This window comes from Kitasatospora atroaurantiaca (assembly GCF_007828955.1).
Classification (GTDB): Bacteria; Actinomycetota; Actinomycetes; order Streptomycetales; family Streptomycetaceae; genus Kitasatospora; species Kitasatospora atroaurantiaca.
This window is the reverse complement of record NZ_VIVR01000001.1, coordinates 876,807-892,647: the sequence shown is the minus strand read 5'-3', so window position 1 is coordinate 892,647 and position 15,841 is coordinate 876,807. Positions and strand designations below refer to the sequence as shown.

General features: G+C 69.5%; 16 protein-coding genes. 11 read left to right on the top strand and 5 right to left on the bottom strand.

Annotated features, from left to right (window positions below):
* Window positions 1-26: 26 nt before the first annotated feature.
* The gene (locus FB465_RS04070) at window positions 27-1,397 is read right to left on the bottom strand and encodes an FAD-binding oxidoreductase (protein WP_145787663.1); all 1,371 of its coding nucleotides are present in this window, start codon (window positions 1,395-1,397) and stop codon (window positions 27-29) included.
* A gap of 154 nt (window positions 1,398-1,551) precedes the next feature.
* On the opposite strand from FB465_RS04070, the gene FB465_RS04065 reads away from it, so the two are divergent.
* Window positions 1,552-2,664 carry a sulfite oxidase gene (locus FB465_RS04065; RefSeq protein ID WP_145787661.1) on the top strand — a complete coding sequence of 371 codons (1,113 nt, stop codon included), beginning with the start codon at window positions 1,552-1,554 and terminating at the stop codon, window positions 2,662-2,664.
* Window positions 2,665-2,680: 16 nt separating this feature from the next.
* Here FB465_RS04065 and FB465_RS04060 read toward each other — a convergent pair whose 3' ends face one another.
* The 4 genes from FB465_RS04060 to FB465_RS04045 all read right to left on the bottom strand — a co-directional run bounded on the left by FB465_RS04060 (window position 2,681) and on the right by FB465_RS04045 (window position 6,461).
* Window positions 2,681-4,144 carry an amidase gene (locus tag FB465_RS04060; RefSeq protein WP_145787660.1) on the bottom strand — a complete coding sequence of 488 codons (1,464 nt, stop codon included), beginning with the start codon at window positions 4,142-4,144 and terminating at the stop codon, window positions 2,681-2,683.
* 19 nt (window positions 4,145-4,163) lie between these two features.
* Window positions 4,164-5,396 (bottom strand): MAB_1171c family putative transporter, encoded by a 1,233-nt coding sequence (locus tag FB465_RS04055; protein ID WP_145787658.1) that lies wholly within the window; start codon window positions 5,394-5,396, stop codon window positions 4,164-4,166.
* A 9-nt stretch (window positions 5,397-5,405) separates the two neighbouring features.
* On the bottom strand, window positions 5,406-5,924 hold the full coding sequence (locus FB465_RS04050) for an ImmA/IrrE family metallo-endopeptidase (protein WP_211785718.1): 519 nt from the start codon (window positions 5,922-5,924) through the stop codon (window positions 5,406-5,408).
* 66 nt (window positions 5,925-5,990) lie between these two features.
* Window positions 5,991-6,461, bottom strand: a complete 471-nt coding sequence (locus FB465_RS04045; RefSeq protein WP_425461124.1) for a helix-turn-helix domain-containing protein — start codon at window positions 6,459-6,461, stop codon at window positions 5,991-5,993.
* A gap of 184 nt (window positions 6,462-6,645) precedes the next feature.
* On the opposite strand from FB465_RS04045, the gene FB465_RS04040 reads away from it, so the two are divergent.
* The 10 genes from FB465_RS04040 (at window position 6,646) to FB465_RS03995 (ending at window position 15,678) form a co-directional block, all read left to right on the top strand.
* A complete protein-coding gene (locus tag FB465_RS04040) occupies window positions 6,646-7,725 on the top strand; it encodes a ParB/RepB/Spo0J family partition protein (RefSeq protein ID WP_246192493.1) in 1,080 nt (359 codons plus the stop codon).
* Between the two features lie 63 nt (window positions 7,726-7,788).
* Complete coding sequence (locus tag FB465_RS04035; RefSeq protein ID WP_145787655.1) at window positions 7,789-8,715, top strand: ABC transporter ATP-binding protein; 927 nt, start codon at window positions 7,789-7,791, stop codon at window positions 8,713-8,715.
* Window positions 8,702-9,532 carry a hypothetical protein gene (locus tag FB465_RS04030; RefSeq protein ID WP_145787653.1) on the top strand — a complete coding sequence of 277 codons (831 nt, stop codon included), beginning with the start codon at window positions 8,702-8,704 and terminating at the stop codon, window positions 9,530-9,532. Before FB465_RS04035 ends, FB465_RS04030 begins: the two co-directional genes overlap by 14 nt.
* Before the next feature lie 26 nt (window positions 9,533-9,558).
* Window positions 9,559-9,861, top strand: coding sequence for a hypothetical protein (locus FB465_RS04025; protein WP_145787651.1), 303 nt, complete (start codon window positions 9,559-9,561; stop codon window positions 9,859-9,861).
* A gap of 312 nt (window positions 9,862-10,173) precedes the next feature.
* Window positions 10,174-10,842 carry a sporulation delaying protein family toxin gene (locus FB465_RS04020; RefSeq protein ID WP_170290496.1) on the top strand — a complete coding sequence of 223 codons (669 nt, stop codon included), beginning with the start codon at window positions 10,174-10,176 and terminating at the stop codon, window positions 10,840-10,842.
* Between the two features lie 118 nt (window positions 10,843-10,960).
* On the top strand, window positions 10,961-11,530 hold the full coding sequence (locus tag FB465_RS04015) for an SdpA family antimicrobial peptide system protein (protein WP_145787648.1): 570 nt from the start codon (window positions 10,961-10,963) through the stop codon (window positions 11,528-11,530).
* Window positions 11,521-12,453, top strand: coding sequence for a sporulation-delaying protein SdpB family protein (locus tag FB465_RS04010; protein ID WP_145787646.1), 933 nt, complete (start codon window positions 11,521-11,523; stop codon window positions 12,451-12,453). The genes FB465_RS04015 and FB465_RS04010 overlap by 10 nt, the downstream gene beginning before the upstream one ends.
* 146 nt (window positions 12,454-12,599) lie before the next feature.
* Window positions 12,600-14,369, top strand: coding sequence for a cation:proton antiporter (locus tag FB465_RS04005; RefSeq protein ID WP_145787645.1), 1,770 nt, complete (start codon window positions 12,600-12,602; stop codon window positions 14,367-14,369).
* Between the two features lie 89 nt (window positions 14,370-14,458).
* Entirely contained in the window at window positions 14,459-14,668 is a 210-nt protein-coding gene (locus tag FB465_RS04000) for a hypothetical protein (RefSeq protein ID WP_145787643.1), read from the top strand.
* 101 nt (window positions 14,669-14,769) lie between these two features.
* Complete coding sequence (locus FB465_RS03995) at window positions 14,770-15,678, top strand: oxidoreductase (protein ID WP_145787641.1); 909 nt, start codon at window positions 14,770-14,772, stop codon at window positions 15,676-15,678.
* The last annotated feature ends 163 nt before the right edge of the window (window positions 15,679-15,841 follow it).

Below are 15,841 nucleotides of genomic sequence, written 5' to 3'. Positions count from 1 at the left end.
CCGGACCGCCGGAAGGCGCAGAGGCGTCAGGCCTTGATGTTCTGGTTGAGGTGGAAGAGGTTGTCGGGGTCGTAGGTGCGCTTGATCTCGGCCAGCCGCTCGTAGTTGCCACGATAGTTGGCCTTGATCCTGCCCTGGTCGTCCGAGGCCATGAAGCCGATGTAGCCGCCCTCCTCCGAGTGCGGTGCCGTGGCCTCGTAGTAGCCGCGCACCCAGCCGATGTTGGCCTCGGTGTCGGCTGGATCGGGCCACGCGCCCGCGATGACGGTGGCGAACGTGGCGTCCCGGTAGGAGAAGGCCGTTCCGTCCGGGGCCACCCGGTGGCACGCGCCGTTGATCGAGTAGAGGTGCATGGTCGAGTTCACGGTCGGTACCCGCGGGCCGTGCTCCACATGTGCGGCGATGGCCTCGTCGGTGAGCTCGGTGACGAAGCTGGCCTTCCAGTACTGCTGGAGGCCCGGCGGCAGCAGGGCGTCGAAGGCGCTGTTCAGCACGGGGTAGGGCATCAGGCCTACGCCCTCGGCTACGCGGGGTGCCAGATCGCGGAGCGGCTGCAGGACGCGGTCCGCCTCCTCCGGTGGCCCGGTCCAGCAGGGGATGAGCGCGATGAAGGTGTCACCGTGCCGGTCCTCCGGGATGAAGGGAAGCGGCGGAGCGATGTGGAACCCGGGGAACAGCCCGAGCTGTTCGGGAGCGTCCTTGATGAACTCCCGGTAGAAGCGCAGGACCGTCGCGGCGTGCTCCAACTCGTAGAAGAGCGGGCCGGCGTAGACGTTGTTGACCGGGCTGAGCCGGTACTCGAACGACGTCACCACCCCGAAGTTGCCGCCGCCGCCGCGGAGGGCCCAGAAGAGGTCCTGGTTCTCCTCCTCGCTGGCCGTCAGGAACCGGCCGTCGGCGGTGACCACGTCGGCCGAGAGCAGGTTGTCACAGGTCAGGCCCAGGCCCCGGCCCAGGTGCCCCATACCGCCGCTGAGGGTCAGCCCGGCGATGCCGGTGGTGGAGATGATCCCGCCGGTGGTGGCGAGGCCGAAGGCGTTCGTGGCGGCGTTGAAGTCGCCCCAGGTGGCGCCGCCGTCGGCGCGGGCGGTGCGCCGCTGCGGATCGACCCGGACGCCCCGCAGGCCGGAGAAGTCGATCACCACGCCGCCGTCGCAGGTGCCGAAGCCGGGCACGCTGTGGCCGCCTCCGCGCACCGCCAGGTCGAGCCCGTTCTCCCGGGCGAAGTCGACCCCGGCGATCACGTCGCCGGCGTTGGCGCAGCGGATGACGACCGCCGGCCTGCGGTCGATCATCGCGTTGTAGACCTTGCGTGCCTCGTCATAGGCATCGTCGTCGGGGGTGACGATCTGCCCCCGGACTCGTTCTCTTAAGTCTTCGATCGTGGGCTTGGCCATGGCCGTCACTCCTGGTGCGCCGGCCCCCCTGAGACGTTGCTGAACCCCCGTCCCACGCTACGCCGAACGGGCGAAGGCTCAACTTCTCGTGGCACTGGGCCGGCCACGGTACGGCCGAGGTGCGGCGCCGTCCGCCCGGACGGAGACTGAACGCATGGACCCACGGCTCGTCAGCGGGCCCGCGCGACTGGCCGCGCCCGCTGAAGGCATCACCATGGAGGAACTCGCCCTCGCCGCCCGGAATCACGGCATGCCGCTCGAGGCGCTGCGCGAGGACCTCACGCCACCCGGTCTGCACTACGTGCTGGTGCACTACGACATCCCCTGGGTCCGCCCCGGAGCCCCGTGGCCGCTGACGGTACACGGGAGGGTGCGCCGCCCGCTGAGCATCGACGTGGCGGACCTGTACGTGCGGCACGCGACGACCTGCCGGGTGACCATGGAGTGCGCGGGGAACGGCCGGGCCCGGCTCGAACCACGGCCGGTGAGCCAGCCCTGGCTGGTCGAGGCCGTGGGCACGGCCGAGTGGACGGGGGTGCCGCTGCGGGAGCTGCTCACCGAGGCCGGCGTCGAGCCGGATGCCGTCGAGGTGGTGTTCACCGGCGCCGACCACGGCATCGAGCGCGGCGAGGAGCAGGACTACCAGCGCAGCCTGCCGCTCGCCGAGGCGATGCGCCCCGAGGTGCTTCTCGCCTACGAGATGAACGGCGCGCCCCTGCCGCCCCAACACGGCTACCCGCTGCGGCTGGTGGTCCCCGGCTGGTACGGCATGGCGCAGGTGAAGTGGCTCAGCGACATCAACGTGGTCGACACACCCTTCACCGGCTTCCAGCAGGCGGTCGCCTACCGGATCCGGCAGACGCCGGACGAGCCCGGGCAGCCCGTCACCACGATCGAGCCGCGGGCCCTACTGATCCCGCCCGGCTTCCCCGACTTCATGACGAGGACCCGCCTGGTGCGCCCCGGCCAGGTCACCCTGGAGGGGCGCGCCTGGTCCGGACATGCGCCGGTCACCAGGGTGGAGGTGAGCGCGGACGACGGCAGGTCCTGGACCGACGCCGTGCTGGACGCGGCAGGCGGCCACCCCTGGGCATGGCGGAGCTGGGAGGCCCGGTGGACCGCCACGCCCGGCACCCACGTCCTGGCCGTGCGGGCGAGCGACGCCGCAGGCCGTACCCAGCCCCTCCAACAGCCGTGGAACCGCGGCGGGTTCGCCAACAACCTCGTCCAACGCGTCCCCGTCGTATGCCTGGAGGACGGCCCCTGACCCCTCGGCGCCGATGTCACAGCTGCGGTGGCGGCTGGAAGCCGCCGAGCAGCCGGGTGAGGTGTCGCGCGAGGTCGGTGACCGTGCGGTCCTCCAGGTGGGGGCCGATGATCTGGATGCCCACCGGCAGACCCTCCGGCGTGAGACCGACCGGCGCGACTGCCGCGGGGAGGTGCGCGAGGGAGGCGAGGCCGGTCCACGGGCTCTGGTCCCAGTAGGGGCGCTCCTTCCCGTTGACCGTCAGCCGGCGGGCGCCCAGGTCCGGGTTGTGGTCGTGCGGGATCGCGGCCGTCGGGGTGACCGGGCAGAGGAGCACGTCGTGGTAACGGAAGTACTCAGCCCAGACCGCCCGCAGCTGCTCACGCTGTTCGTTGGCGTGGTGCCAGTCGCGCAGGCGCTGCGTCGTGTTGCGCAGGAACCGGGCGCCCGGGTCGTCCGCGTCGGCGGGCAGTCCGGCGGCGAGTGCGCAGGAGCGCTCGAAGTCCGATTCCTGCCAGGACGCGACGGCGGTGCCGTGCATGAGTTGTTGGAACAGCCGGTCTCCGGTGGCGAGTTCGACTGGCCTGGTCCGCTCGTCCGTACGCGCGCCGGCGGCGCGGAGTGCGGCGACCGCGCCGGCCAGCAGATCGCCGACCGTGGTGTCGATCGGACAGTACGGGTCATCGAGCCAGACACCGACCCGGTAGCCGTCGAGGTGCGCCGCCCGCGGTCGCGGCAGCTCGAGCCGCCAGGCGACCGCCTGGGCGGAGGCCGGTCCGGCCAGGACGTCGAGGCCGAGGTCCAGGTCCTCGGGGCCGCGCCCGAGAGGTCCGATCGACATCATGTCACTGCTGGTCAGCCACCCGGGTGCGCGCGGGATGTGGCCGCGGGAGGGGACGATGCCGAAGGAAGGCCGCAGCGCGTACACACCGCAGTAGTGCGCCGGATTGCGTATCGAGCCCGCGAGGTCACTGCCCACCTCGAAGCCGGTGAGCCCGGCGGCGAGGGCGGCTGCGCCGCCGCCGGACGACCCACCCACCGCACGGCCCTGGTTCCAGGGGTTGTTGGTCGTGCCGAACAGGGGGTTGTAGGTCTGGACATCCCTGGCGTAGCCGGGGACGTTGGTCTTGCCGAGGATGACCGCCCCGGCGGCCCGCAGCCGGGCCACGCTGTCGGCGTCCCGCTCCGGCAGGTGGTCCGCCAGCTCGGGGGCGCCGGCCGTGGTCCGGATCCCGGCGGTCTCGATGGTGTCCTTGACCGTCATGGGCAGCCCGTGGAGCGGCCCGAGCCGTTCTCCCCGTGCGAGGGCCGCGTCGGCCGTGCGGGCCTGGGCCCGCGCCTGCTCGGGGTCGATCGTGCTCACGGCGTTGACCGCCGGGTTGAGCTTCTCGATCCGGCCGAGGTAGTGGTCCAGCAGCTCGACGCTCGAGATCTCGCGACGCCGTAGGGCGGCGGTGAGTTCGGCGGCGGTCCGGAACGCGATGTCGGTGGTGTTCGTCATGGTTCTTCCGAGTCGGTGGTCATGTGGTCCGGTCCGCGCGCTGCTCGCGGACCTCGGTCACCGCGGTGGCTGCCGCGACAACGGGGGATCTTCGGAAGGCGGTTGACACCAGAGTGAGCCAGAGGACCTCGTCGGTGAGATCGGCCGACTCCGGGCCGTCGGTCGTCCAGCCCCCGGAGTCTCCGGCTGCCGGTAGGCCGAGCTCCTTGGCCCGCAGCGCCGCTCCGATCTGCGCTGCGACCACGGTGGCCCGCAGCCTGTCGCCGCTCAGACCGGCGGCGCGGCAGAGGTGTCTGGCCGCGTCGGCCGCTTCGGCATCGTGGTGGGATCGCAGCGCCAGCTGCCCGTCCCGGATCTCGATCACCCGGCGGTAGAGGCGGAATTCGAGGTTGCGGACGGTCAACAGCCCGGCGAGCGCCGAACGGGAGGGTTCCAGCGCGATCGTCGGGTTCGCCCGGTGGAGTGCGCGCCACAGTGGGTACAGGCGCTGGTAGTGCAGGTAGTGACGAACTCCGCGGTGAGCGGCGGTGAGCCGAGGCCCCCACCCGGGAAGCGTCCACCCGACGAGTGTCAGGAGAGCGCCGAGATCGCCGCACACCCAGGCCACGGTCTCTGCCCGGTGCAGATCGAGGCCGAGCTGCGCTGCGGTGAGATCGGCGATCCGGACAGCGCTGTACCCCAGGGTGGTCCAGGCCCCCACGGCCGTGGTGCGAAGGCCTCGTTGCAGCCACCGCCGGTTGGAGATTCTCGCGTATCTCCAGCAGCGGAGTCCGACCTCGGCCTCGCCCGCGGTGTAGGCCGCGATGTAGAGCAGGAGGTACGCCGCGTAGTAAGGGTCCTGGGCGTAGCGGAGGGTGAAGTCGACCGGGTGCTGCTCGGCCGGTGCCATGAGCGAGAACAGGACGACCATGGCCGTCAGCACCGCCACGGTCGCCGGTAGCCGGCGGACCGCCAGGCGGACGGCCTGCTGCCGTGGCGCGAGCCAGAAGGAGAGCAGTAGCTGCTGACTGCCGACGAGGGCCATCACGCAGCTCTGCGCCAGCAGTGCGGCGATGTCGGGGATTCCCGCCCAGCGGTCCAGGTGCAACCAGACCGTGGGGATCGAGAGTGTGAAGCTGAGTGCGGAGAAGGCCAGTACGGCACAGAGCGCGATCAGGGCCGGGTCGCGTGGAGCCCGTCGTAAGGCGGCGAGTTTGTACAGCAGGGCCATCCAGGCCACGATGGCGCAGGGTGGATGGAGCAGCGTGGTCATGCGGGTCCTTCAGGGTGACTGCCGCAGCGAGCGTTCGAGGCGGTGGACGAGGTCTGCCGTCCCTGCCTGGGCCGTCCAAGCCGGGTCGGCCGGCCGGTGGTTGGCCTGCTGAAGGATCAGCGAGGCGATCATCTCCGCCTCCTGTTCCTCAGCGGCGCTGTAGTGGGTTCTTCGCAGCACACGCCTGACCATCTCCGGGTCGAGCTCGGGCAGCAGCACGTGCGGGATGTCCTCGTCCACGGCCTTCTGCGTCTGGTGGTCGCAGAGAAGGTGTCCCAACTCGTGGGCGATGATGTGCTCCTGGTGAAGCCGGCTGGTCCTGCGTTCGTAGAAGATGAAGTCGAGCCGCGGTGTGGCGACCCAGAGTCCGCAGGGGCCTTCGGCGGGAAGGGACATCGGCTCCAGGTGGATCGGCCGACCTGAGCGCCGGGCCGCTCGCTCGCAGAGTTCGCGCACGTCGAACGGGCTCGGAATGTCCAGTTGACGGACCAGTGATTCGCAGCGCGACTGCAGCCGCCGCAGATTCACTGGCCGTCTCTCCTCAGCTCTTCCGATGTCCGCACAGCTGACCTGGCGTCATACGAGAGGACTGTATCAATTCATCCGGACAGGCGTCGGTCCGTCGTCCGTCTGCGGAGCATCGGGGGGCAGGCCTTCCAGTTCGCGTACCCGTTCGATCACTTCGGTGATCGAACGGAGGCTTCTGGCCGACAGGCCCGCCGCCCGGAGTGCGACGCGTTGCACCTGCGTGTCCCGGAGCGCCACGAGCAGGCCGAGTTGGGCGTCGACGTCCTCGGCCACCTGGTCGTCGAAGAAGTACGCCGCGGGTACGCCGAAGAACTTCGCGATCCCCTCCACGTGCCGAAGTGTGGGGTTGTCCCGCTGCCCTCTGCGCAGCAGCCAGATGTAGCTCCCGGAGATCGGCACGCCACCCGCGCTGATCTCGCGAGCCACCTCTTCGGTGTTGTACGGGCCGCGGCCTGCTGGAATCACCGTTTCGAAGAGGTGGTTCAGCTTGTCGGCCAGGGCGTGTCCGGCCGGGGCGTCGGGATCGGTCAAGGTCACACCTCCACGTGTCCGGGCGGTCAATCTAGCGCCAAGTACGCGAATCGGTCGACCGAGGTGGCGAGGACGTGTTCGACTCATGTTTGATGAACCTGACAGACGGTCAATCATGAGTCGGCCGTACGGGCCCCGGAATCACCCACGACGGGGCCGCGCGATCCCTGCTTGCTCACGGAGGAGCACCATGTCCGAGGTGTTGGCCTACAGCCCGGTTCCCACACCGGCGGCCGACGGGCCCCGACGGTTACCGGCCGTTGGCCGGCCCGGCGCCGAGCAGGAGGAACGGGCGGCGGTGATGGTCCCCATCAGCTCGTTGTCGCCCTCGGACTCACCGCGTGTGGACGGCGAGAACCTCCACCACGTGCGAGGGCTGGCGGAGCTGGACGCCCCGCTGCCGCCGATCACGGTGCACCGGCCGACGATGCGGGTCGTCGACGGCATGCACCGTCTGCGGGCCGCGGAGCTCCGCGGTGAGAATCAGATCGCGGTCCGCTTCTTCGAGGGGGAGGAGGCCGATGCCTTCGTTCTCGCCGTCAAGCTGAACGCCACCCACGGCCTCCCGCTGTCCCTTCCGGACCGGGTCGCCGCTGCCGCCCGGATCATCCACTCCCATCCGCAGTGGTCGGACCGGTTGGTCGCCTCGGCCACCGGCCTCGCCGCCCGCACCGTGGCGTCCGTCCGCAGCCGTTCAACCGACGACGATGCGCAGTTGAACGCGAGGATGGGCCGAGACGGACGGATGCGCCCGCTCAACTCCGCCGAAGGGCGCAGGCTCGCAGGCAGGTTGATGGCCGAAAAGCCCGACTCCTCGCTGCGGGAGATCGCGGCGGCGGCGGGCGTCGCGCTGGCCACCGTCAGAGATGTCCGCGAGCGGATGCGCCGGGGGGACGACCTGGTCCCGCCGAAGCTTCGTGAGCGGGAGGCCAAGCGGTCTGCCGCCGGGGCGGCCGTGACGGCGCGCAGTGCCGACCGCGTCCTTCCCGAACCGCCCTCGACGGATCTGAGCGCCGTCCTGCAGAGTCTGAGGCGGGACCCCTCCCTGCGCTTCACCGAGGTGGGCCGCACGCTCCTCCGCCTGCTGAGCGCCCACCCGGCCGCCGCGGAAGGGTGGGAACGATGGGCCGGAGCCGTCCCGGCGCACTGCGCCGAGGCCGTGGCACAGGTGGCTCGCGGCCATGCCCAGAACTGGCTTCGGTTCGCCGCGGTGGTGGAGGGGCGGCGCCGGGCTGCCCACCGTGCTCCCGATGGCTCGAACAGCCCTTGAGCGGCGGGCTGTTCGAGCAAGCCTGACGTATCGTCACAAAGACCGCGATGCTACGTTGGATCAATGGCCAAACTGACTGTCGAGAATGTCTGCGCCGGTTACCGGGGTAAGTTGGTCGTGCGCGATATCAACCTCGAGTACGACGCAGGGATCCATATCCTGCTCGGGCCCAACGGCGCGGGTAAGACGACCACATTCCGAGTGCTCGCCGGCATTCTGGCGCCGATGAGCGGAGTCGTCAGAATCGACGGAAGGGATCCGCACTCCGCCGTGGATGCCAAGGCCCTCATCGGTATGGCGACCCATCGCTCCGCCCTGGCACCCCGGTTGAGCGTCGTGGACAACCTGCGGTACTGGGCCCGGGTACTCGGCATGTCGTCCGGGACGGCGGAAGCACGCATCGCCGACGTCCTCGGTCTGCTCGGTCTCACGGGATTCGCCGACCAGCGCACGGAGACCCTCAGCCGCGGGCAGAGCCAACGGGTCAGCCTGGCGAAGGCGTTCCTCAACAGGCCGCCGATCCTCCTCCTCGACGAGCCGATGTCCGGTGTCGACCCGGGGACGGCAGCGCAGTTGTCCGACCACCTGCGGGCGCTGGCCGATGCGGGACACACCATCGTCGCGTCGACGCACGCCCTGGCCGATGCGAGCCGGCTCGCCGACGATGTGACCGTCCTCCATGGCGGCCGGATCGTCGGCCGGGGTGAACCGGCAGCGCTGCGGGCCTCCCTGATGGGCAGTGCGTACCGCCTGCAGTTACGCGGATCAGGTGACATACCCGGGGCGCTCGCCGAGCTGGGCTACCGGTGGGAGCAGTCGCGTACCGGTCACGTCGTGATCGAGGTGTCCGACGAGGGCGAGGCCCGGTCCCTGGTGGCCCGGCTGATCGGCTCCGGAATCGGTGTGCACGAGGTTGCGCCCGTCCGAAATCCGCTGGAGGACGTCTACCAGCAGCTCCAGAGTGAGGGTGCCGACAGTGTCGCAGAGTGATCAGAAGTCGAGTGCGCCGCGGGCCGGCGTCCTCATGTGGGCACTGCTCTGGCGCATGCGGCGGGAGCAACTGCGCTACCTGCTCACCATCTTCGTCCCGTTCACCCTGACGGTGACGGTCGTGGTCGTGCTGCCGATGCTCTCCGACGACAGCACCATGAACGGAGCGGACAGCAGCGCGGCCTTCGGCCTTCGCTACGGCGCGAGCACCGACTCGGTCGCAGCCGGACTGCTGCTCATGCTGATGCCCGGACTGGTGGCCCTGTACAGCACGGCCGCCGCGGCGATGGCGGTGCGGAACGTGGTCGGCGCCGAGGCAGGGCAGGGCGCGCTGGAGTCGCTGCTGGCAGCCCCGTACACGCCGGGCGGAATTGCCGGCGGGCTGCTCGGTTTCGCCGTCGTCATCACCACCGGTCAGTGGGCGGTGATGAGCTGTCTGGGCGTCATCGCCGTGGGGACCTCGGTACTGGTCCACCACGACAGTCTCACGCTCGACGCCGGGTACTGGGCGCTGGCCCTCGGGTTGCCGCTGATGTCGGCATGGGCCGGTGCCAGTCTCGCCCTGCTGGTCAACCTGCTCTTCCCGCGTCTCTCCCAGCCGGGCCGCAGCGGCCTGGCCGGAAGCGGGGGAGGCCTGGGGAACATCGTCGCCATGCTGCCGGGATTCGGCGCACTGCTGGCGCTCGCGCTGGGCTCGGTCGATCTCGGCGCCGTCAGGCTGCTGCTCATCGCGGGCGGAGCCACCGCGCTGATCGCCGTGGCCAGCCTGGTCGGCGTCGCACGCGGCTTCCGGCCCGAATCCGTGCTCGGATCCTGAACCCGCGAGAAGGACGTGTCGGACATATGAAGAAACTCGTCATCGATATCCAGCCCTCTCTGATCGCCCTGCCCTTCCACCGCCTTTTCACCACTCCGCTGGTCGATATCGACGGCGCGGAGACCCCGGCGGCGTGGGGCACCACAGAGCTTGCCGTCGACACCGGGCCGCATCAGATCCGCGTGTACTTCCGTTACCGCGGGCAGCGGAACGCCCGCCTCGGCGAGGGGCGCCTGGAATTCTCCGTGGCGGGCACTGCCCCGGAAACCCGCCTGAAGGCCACTCTGGGCGTTCGGAACGGCAGTAGTTTCCGCATCACCACCGTTTGACGGCACCACCCGAAAGCGCCTCGGCCGGCTGATCACGTCAGCCCGCCGGGGCGCTTTTCCGTACTCGAGATGCGGGCGTTGACCTTCGCGCGGCGCCCTGCCTACTATCGATAACGCCTTGAGAACGGGGACGAGGCCAACGGGGGTTGATGCGGGTTCCGGCGATGCGCAGAGCAGCCGGACCATGCCGGTTTCCTATTGCCCCGGTTCTTCTCCATGGCGTTTTCATGGCTTTTTCAAACCGCCCGGAAATATCCGGGCGTCTTTTCCGTGCCGTCAGCCGGGAAAGTCGGTCAGATGAAAGTTGGTTCCATGAAGATTTCCAGGACCCGAGCGCTGGTCGGTTCGGCTCTCGCCGCCACCATGATCGTCGGAATTGCCGGGACCGCTGCGGCGCAGGCTCCCTCGGGGGACACCGTCGCTCCGGTCTCGTCGGCGTCGGCCGGCGGCGGGGCGTACTCCGACGGTGATGTCGTCAGCTTCCTCGTCTTCGGGCAGGGCAAGGCTGCGGCGGCGCACCCCGCGCTGGCTCAGCAGATCAGGGACCGGCGCGGCGACACGTCGGTGACCGGCGAGCAGCTGGACTACCTGATGAACAAGCTCCACTCGGTCGACCCGGCGTTCCGGACCAAGGTGACCGTTCCCGTCCAGTCCAAGGACCCGTTCCTGGTCCAGGCCGGCATGGAGCGTCTGAACGGCGACCTCAAGCAGGTCATCGCCCAGGAGAGCAACCCCGACACGCTCAACAGCAACGCCATCGTCCGACCCAACGGCTGGGTCTGGACGAAGGCGAACATCGTCACGGTCGCCAATGTCGCGGCCGGAATCAATGTGGCGGCCGGCACGAACGTGGCGGTGGGGGCGGAGGCCGTGGTGGTCGTCGTGATCGTCCCCGCAGCGGCCAGCTACGGGTTCGACCTGCAGCAGCCGAACAAGCTCGACCAGAACGACATGGTGGCGGCGGTCGCAGCCGCCCTCTGACCCGGCCAAACCTCGGGAATCAATTCCTGACGGGCCGGCCTGCCCCGTCCGCGGCGTGGCAGGCCGGCCCGTCGGCCGCTCTGTCGCCCTCCTTCGAGGGCAGAGGGAAACCTGTTCAATGTCGACCAGTTCATCTCCGGGAGTCCGGCGGCGACAGCTGATCGTGTTCTCGGTCGCCTGTCTTACGATCTTCTCCTACCTCGCCATGTCGCTCTTCTACACCATTCCGAGCAATGCTCTGAGCAGCCGTCATTCCAAAGGCGCCAGGGCGTACTTCAATACCGTGACGCCGCAGGTATGGGCGTTCTTCACGAAGAACCCGGAAGGCACCCAGATCGGCTTCTACTCCCGTGAAGCAGGCGTGGCTCATAACCTGCTCCGGACACCCCAGGGAAACCCGTCGAACCTTTTCGGCCTCGACCGGACCCAGCGGGCCCAGGGTCCCGAGATCGCCTATCTGAACGCCGGGGTCACGAGTTGGGAGGACTGTGCGGGGCTGCTCGACAGCTGCCTCGACGACGCGGCGGCAAGAACGGCCCAGAAAGTCGAGAACCACAGCCCGGTCCGGACGATCTGCGGTGACTCGTACATCACCCAGGAGGAGACCGTCCCCTGGTCCTACCGCAATCTCGTGAAATACGAGAAGCGAGTCGTCCGAATCGCACACCTGGATGTCATATGCGCCTAGACACGATTGTCGACGATCAGGCCACTCGCCTGCACCGCCACCTCAGCCGGTACTCGGCCCGGACCAGGTGGTTCGGCATCGGCCGCTCGATCATCTGCTTCGCCGAACTGACCGTTGTCCTGCTGACGCCGTCGAACGCGCTGCTCATTCCCGTCCTGAGCATCACCGACGGAGCACGGTGCGACGGGGTACGCGCCGTCTCGGCCTTCTGTGTCGGGGACCAGTCGTCCGGTGGTGAGTACGCCAGGTGGCTGCTGGTCGCCATCCTCCTGGTGGCCGCCAGCGGGTACCGGCCGCGATGGACCGTCATCCCGCAGACCTGGGCCGTCTTCTCCATCGCGAGCAGCATCTCCGTCCCCGACGGCGGGGAGTCGATCAGCCTGATCATGTCGATGCTGATGGTGCCGATCGCCCTCGCGGACGGCCGCAAGTGGCACTGGACCAAGGCGGAACGTCCCAGCTCTCCGACCTGGCACGCGGTCTCCTTCGCCGCCTTCTGGGCGATCAGACTGCAGCTCGCCTACGTCTACCTCGACACGGCGATCAGCAAGTTCGGAGTGTCCGACTGGGCCAACGGGACGGCCGAGTACTACTTCCTGCGGGACAACATGTTCGGTGTCGCGCGGCCACTGGACGGGATCTTCCTGGAGCTGTCCAAGAATCCCGTGATCGTGGTCGGCATGACCTGGGGTGCTCTGGTCGTCGAACTGGCCATCGCCGCGTGCATCCTCTCCTCGGGCCAGTGGCGAAAGGTCGGACTGGGTCTGGATGTCATGCTGCACGGGATGATCATCCTGACCATGGGGCTGTGGAGCTTCGGCCTGGTGATGATCGGATCCGCAGTCATCGCCTCCACCCCTGCCGTCATCGCCCCCACCCCCGCACTCGCGGAACCGTGCCGGGGTACCGTGCTCGCCGCGTAGGGGTCGGGGCCTGCGAAATACGTGGCCGGGCCAGGGGGAACGGACGAGGACATCGAGCTCGTGTCCTGCTTGACTCTCCAGGTCGGTGCCAGCACAGTCACGATGAGTGTTCATCGTGTTGCTCCCGGCCACTGGAGGGGACGGCCGTGTCGACTGACCAGATCCTCATCGGGCTCGGCCTGACCATCGTGCTCGCGGTCGGCTCCCAGGTGCTGGCGAGCCGACTGCGGGTCCCGGCGCTCGTGATTCTGCTGCCGGTCGGGTTCATCGGGGGCGCGCTGACCGACGACCTCGATCCCAACCGCTTCCTGGGCCCGGCCTTCTCGCCGCTGGTCTCGCTGTCCGTGGCGGTGATCCTCTACGACGCCGGCCTCGGGCTCGACCTCCAACACCTGAGGGGCCACACCCGACGCGTCGTGGTCAGACTGCTGTGGCTCGGTGTCGTCATCACCTGGCTGTTCGCCACCCTCTTCGCATGGCTGCTGCTCGACCTGTCGCGCAGCGCGGCGGTGATGCTCGGAACGATCCTCGTCGTCTCCGGGCCCACGGTCGTGGGCCCGCTGCTCAACTTCGTCCGGCCGGTCGAGCGGCTGCAGCGCATCCTCACCTGGGAGGGTTCGCTGATCGACCCGATCGGCGCCATTCTGGGGGCCCTGGTCTTCCACACCGTCATCGCGAGCAACAGCACCACCGGACACATCGGCAGTCGCGCCACGCAGTTCCTCGAGAGCGCCGCGGTGGGCCTGGCCGGCGGCGCCGTGGGGATCGCAGTGCTGTGGCTGCTGCTCAGCAGGCTCCGGCTCCCCGAATCGCTCGCCACCGCGGTGCAGCTCGCCACCGTGATCGGCGCGGCCGCCGTCTGCGATGTGCTCCGGGACGACACGGGGCTGATCGCCGCAGTGGTCATGGGCATGGCCGTTGCCAACATGCCGGGATTCGACCTCCCGACGAGGGATCCCTTCTTCGAGACGCTGGTCCAGCTGATCCTGGGGCTGCTGTTCATCTCCATCTCGGCCACCATCACGCCGCAGTCCCTGCGTCACGTGGTGCTCCCGGCGCTCGGGCTGGTCGCCGTCCTGGTGCTCGTCGCCAGACCCCTGGTCGCGGTGGTGTCCACGGCCGGTACGGACCTCAGCCGGGGCGAGCGCGGCTTCGTCGGGTGGATGGCGCCGCGCGGCATCGTGGCCGCGGCAACCGCTTCGACCTTCTCGTCCGGCCTCGTCGCCAAGGGCATCGGCGGGGCCTCGAAGATCCTGCCGGCCACCTTCATGGTCATCGTCGCCACCGTGAGCCTGTACGGGTTCACGGCGGTGCCCGCCGCCAGGCGACTCGGCGTCAGACGCCAGGCCCGCTCGCTGCCGCTGCTGGTCGGCGGTGCCCGGTGGGTGGTGGACGTGGGCCGGGTTCTCAGGTCCGGCGGTCTGGACGTGCTGATGTGGGCCGGCCTGGAGCAGGAGCGCGAGCGGATCAGGGAGTCGGGGCTCGAGCTGGCTCCGGGCGAGCTGCTGGCGGCGGCCACGGGACAGGGCGCGGAGCTGGAGGGGATCACCGCCGTGCTCCTGCTCACCGAGGAGGACGACTTCAATGCGCTCGCCGCAACGATTCTGCAGGGCACCATCGAGGGTCCGGTCTACCGTCTCGGGCCGCCCGGCGACAGCCACGGGGTGGTGGCCCCCTACACGGGCGGCGAGGTCCTGTTCGGTGCCGACCTGACCAGACCGGCGCTGGCCCGCCGCTACGCGGACGGGTCCCGCATCGTGGCGTGGCCCCTGCCGGACGGGATTCCGGAGGGGCACGACCTCCTCTTCCGGGTGCGCAAGGACGGCACGCTCGTACCGGTGATCGACGGCAGCACGCCACTCCCGGAGGAGGGGGACGTCGCGATCCTGCTCGGCCCGTCCTCGCGTCAGGCCTAGCGGAATGAAACGGGATTAAATGCCTGCGATCATGACATGACGGGGCGTATGGTCATGAGCTTCCTGACGGGACAGGAGGTACACCCGACATGGGACTGTTCAAGGACGCACCCCCGAGCGAACACCCGGACTACACCCAACTGCGCTTCATGGCCGCCGGATCACCGTCCTGGTGGAAGCGGAACCGGCACAAGGTCCTCGCGGTCGCAGGCCTGCTCACCGGTTTCTGGCTGGCCGGACACCACGACACCACCGCCGGCTCGTGCTCTCCGGCTGCCACGGCCAGCGACGCCCGCTGATCCGTTGATGTGGTGGCGGAGCGTCAGCTTCGCCAACCGCACTGCATGCTCGGCAAGTTGCACCACCCGGGTGCTCCGCAGGAGTGTGGCAGACTGCGATCATGACCTCGGAGACAATCACCGCGGAGTCCGCGGGTACCTGGAAGCTCGGCGACCTGACGGTCAACCGGATCGGATTCGGCGCGATGCGCCTGCCGCAGATCGGTACGGCACTGAGGGCCGACGCCGCCCCGAGCGATCGCAACCAGGCGATCACCGTGCTGCGCCGCGCCGTCGAACTCGGCGTGAACCACATCGACACCGCCGCGTTCTACTTCTCGCCGCTGCGCTCCGCCAACGAACTGATCAACCGAGCGCTGGCCCCCTACCCGGATGATCTGGTCATCACCACCAAGGTCGGGCCGGGCCGCGACCCGTCGGGTCACTGGCTGGACCATGCCACCCCGGAGCAGCTGCGCGGCCAGGTCGAGGAGAACCTGCGCCAACTCGGCCGTGACCACCTCGACGTGGTGAACCTGCGCATCCTCGGCACCGCTTCGATCGCCGAGCGTTTCGGCGCGCTGGCCGACCTGCGCGACGCCGGGCTCATCCGCCACCTGGGCATCTCCAACGTCAGCCCCGAGCACCTCGCCGAGGCCCAGGCCATCGCGCCGGTGGTCTGCGTACAGAACCAGTACGGCATCGGCGTACGACCCGAGTACGACGAGTTCCTGCGGACCTGCGGCGAGCAGGGGGTCGCGTTCGTGCCGTTCTTTGCCATCGCCGGTGCCGGGCGCGAGGCCGGCGCGAGCGGCGCCGACGGCGAAGAGGTGCTCGCCGTCGCCCGCGCCCACGGCGCGACGGCCGCCCAGGTGCGGCTGGCGTGGACGCTGCACCGCGGGCCGCACGTGCTGGCCATCCCCGGCACCGGCAACCCGGACCACCTGGCCGCCAATGTCGCCGCCGGCGCGCTGCGGCTCTCGGAGGACGAACTGGCCCGCCTCGAGTCCGTCCACCACGGCGGTGCGTGAGCGAGCGGAGTGACCACACCCTCGACGTCTCGTCAGCGCCCGCGCGAGCCGAGCCACTCCAGGTGGGCCGGGACGTCGGGGCACTGTACGCGGCGCAGAGTGCAGCGAGGGGAAGGTCACACCCTCCGGGCCTGCTGCGACCCTGCTAACGGGCATTAACCTT